Here is a 2,980-nt window from a genome sequence, read left to right on the forward strand (position 1 = left end):
CAGTTCTGTTTTGGTAAGATGGGTGTAGGACATGTCAGATACACTCTCCTTAACTTTGGTTGGTTATTCGTTGAGTATATCATGACATGTCTTTTTTGGTGTCTCGCTTAATTTTACAATCTAGGAACTAAAAAAACAGAACTATTTTTTTAGTGCATTTTTCTTAGATGAACTTTAAAGGACACATACACCTAGAATTTTTTAACCTCCTAGGTGTATGTGATGATTCCGTTTTACAGTAATACTTCCATTATACAAGCGGTTTTCACGCCCTATTCATCCAGCAAAGCTACTAAAAATGCTCTCATATGAGCGTGGCCTGCCAAATTATATCCACTACAAAGCAAGAGATTTTACTTCGTTCCAAACACAATATCAAACTTAGCTCCACCTAATTCTGAACGCCCAACCGATATTTTTCCATTGGATTGTTCAATGATTGCTCTAGCAATTGCAAGTCCAAGCCCCGTTTCCCCACCTTTTCCTTTCACAAAGCGATGAAAAATATGCGGAATTAAATCTTCGGGCACACCTTCTCCATCATCTTCTATACGAATAAGCACTTTTTTATTTTCTTTTTTCATCTCGATCTGAACTTGTTGATTAGCATGACGAATGGCATTGAATGTCAAATTCAACAATGCTCGCAACATTTTCTCCTCATCCGCTGTGATTTCTGGAGACCCTGTAACGGTATGCTTCAATTCAATACCTTGCTCATTAACGATTGGAAGTGCCCTATCAACCACTTGTTCCATCAATTGTTTTAACTGGATTCGTTCTGGAGTAAAAACGTCTGGTTCACTATCTAATTTAGCTAATAATATCATCTCGTTTATAATTTTTTTTAGACGGTTAACTTCTGTAACCATCATCTCAAGACCTTTTTCTTTCTCTTCTGCATCAAATATATGATCTCGAATTCCTTCCGCATAGCCTTGAATTGTCATCAGAGGTGTTTTTAACTCATGACTTGCATTTTGAAAGAATGTTTGTTGCGAATTAATATATCTTTCCAGCTCTTGGGCCATATCATAGATACTCTGTTCCACTTCTTTAATTTCACCTGTTGCTTTAATTCGTTTAATAGAATGGAATTGCCGTTTTTCAATTTTTTTCAATTGCTTTTTTAATTGTGAAAGTGGCGTGACTAATTTGCGTGTGAAAAAATAGCTCAGAATAATCGCAATAGCACCGCCAATGAAAAACACAATTAGCAAACGAAAGAAAAAACTTTGTTGAACGAGTTCCAAATCACTTAAAGGGGTTAAAAGGATCAGCTCAACCCCTGTACTCTCTGGTCTAAAAATAATTCGCGACGTGACAAACTTAGAACCTTTATATTCCCATAACGCTTTATTGGTATCGGAAAAGTCGTTTTTCTTAAAAAAACCTGCAACTACACTGTCAGGAAGCGAAGGAGAAACGGCGACATCTTGATTTCTATCATAAATAAACATTTGCAAACCTTGATCTTCCAACAAATTATTTAAGTTCTCTACACTCGTGCTATCGTATTGATCGTTTAGCACATCAACAATTAAGTCGCCTTTTTGCTTTAACTGCCGCTGCTCATCTTGAATGAGTAAATCCAAGAGTAAAGAATAGATCACATACCCCGTAATTGCCATAATAACGAAAAGCAAAGTTGTAAAAGCTAAATTTAATTGCGATTGCAACTTCATGAAGCTTCTCCTTCATCTCTTAAACGGTATCCATAGCCCCATACCGTTTCTAACGGTAAGTCAGGAAGTTTTTTCCGAATACGTTTGACAAGGTCATCTACAGCACGATCACTCCCAAAGTAATTATCGCCCCAAATCTTGATTAACAGCTCTTCTCTCGAAAAAGCTCGGTTCACATTCTCTACTAAAATAAGTAGCATATCAAATTCCTTTGTGGTTACCTCGTATTCTTCATCCCGAAAGAAAATACGCCGTTCTTCTTTATCTATGGTTAATTCGTCAACTGTTACTCTTGCATCGCTTTCTTCTGTATGAGCCAAGCTAATGTTTGACCGTTTAAATAATCGTTTTACTCTAGCGACCAGTTCTCTTGGACTAAAAGGTTTTGTTAAATAATCATCCCCTCCAAGCTCCAAACCGAGAATTTTATCAATTTCTTCGTCCTTCGCGGAAATAATAATGATGGGAACTTCACTTTCCATGCGAATTTTTTTACAAAACTCATAGCCGTCCATTCCTGGAAGCATAATGTCTAATATCCACATGCCCGGAGGTTCTGTTTTCCAAAGCTCCCAGGCAGCTTCAGCTGATTCCAACAATGTAACTGCAAAACCTTCTTTTTTTAAATAGGCCGCAACAATATTGCGTATATTAGGATCATCTTCAACAATTCCAATATGATGATTCATTTTTTTCACCTTTCTCTTCATTCTTTATCTCTATTTTCACATAACGAAAAAGAAACTTCATTCAATATGGGATTTTCTTTGCAAAATTTCTAATACGTCTGTGACAGATCGAAACATCTCTTATGAAAAAGGACATTAAAGTCTATTATCTCTCCATTAGACTTGCCCGCCAGGAAGTACTACAAATATAAGATCACTCACTAAATATCCATTCTTTAGTTATTGTACCATTAATGAAGTAATTTCATGAACAAGAACAAAGGCGCAAGCGCCCGTTTAGCAACGTAGCGACTGGAACGAATCAACGAAAGTTTTAGGAATCATGCTCCTGCAACAGGAGTATGCCGACGTTGGGCGGCAAGCCCGTTTTTAGTCGGCCTTCCTCTTAAACACGAACCAATGATGACTTATCGTAGGGCGATTCGTGAAGTCGCCTAGTTGCTGGGCGCTGGAGCCGGACGTGGCTAAATAACTTAGTAAGTTTATCCACAGCTGCAAAATTTTATAATTTCCCACTAGCGTTGCATAAACTTTTTATAAAGTAGTCAAGAAAAAACAACTTGTGTCAATACTAAGAATAATAGGAATTATCAATACAAAAACGCA

General features: G+C 37.1%; 2 protein-coding genes. Both read right to left on the reverse strand.

What is annotated here, in order from left to right; genetic code table 11:
- Positions 1–353 precede the first annotated feature (353 nt).
- Positions 354–1,685: a sensor histidine kinase gene (locus tag HLX49_RS17015; protein WP_101932793.1), complete on the reverse strand. Its 1,332-nt coding sequence runs from the start codon at positions 1,683–1,685 to the stop codon at positions 354–356.
- Complete coding sequence (locus HLX49_RS17020; protein ID WP_101932794.1) at positions 1,682–2,374, reverse strand: response regulator transcription factor; 693 nt, start codon at positions 2,372–2,374, stop codon at positions 1,682–1,684. Before HLX49_RS17020 ends, HLX49_RS17015 begins: the two co-directional genes overlap by 4 nt.
- Positions 2,375–2,980: the final 606 nt, after the last annotated feature.

It is taken from the genome of Virgibacillus sp. (assembly GCF_013393565.1).
Taxonomy (GTDB): Bacteria; Bacillota; Bacilli; order Bacillales; family Amphibacillaceae; genus Virgibacillus; species Virgibacillus dokdonensis.

What these genes read in the sequence shown, in the direction of transcription:
- HLX49_RS17015 (WP_101932793.1), bottom strand. Translation starts at nt 1,685, where the DNA reads ATGAAGTTGCAATCGCAATTAAATTTAGCTTTTACAACTTTGCTTTTC.
- HLX49_RS17020 (WP_101932794.1), bottom strand. Translation starts at nt 2,374, where the DNA reads ATGAATCATCATATTGGAATTGTTGAAGATGATCCTAATATACGCAAT.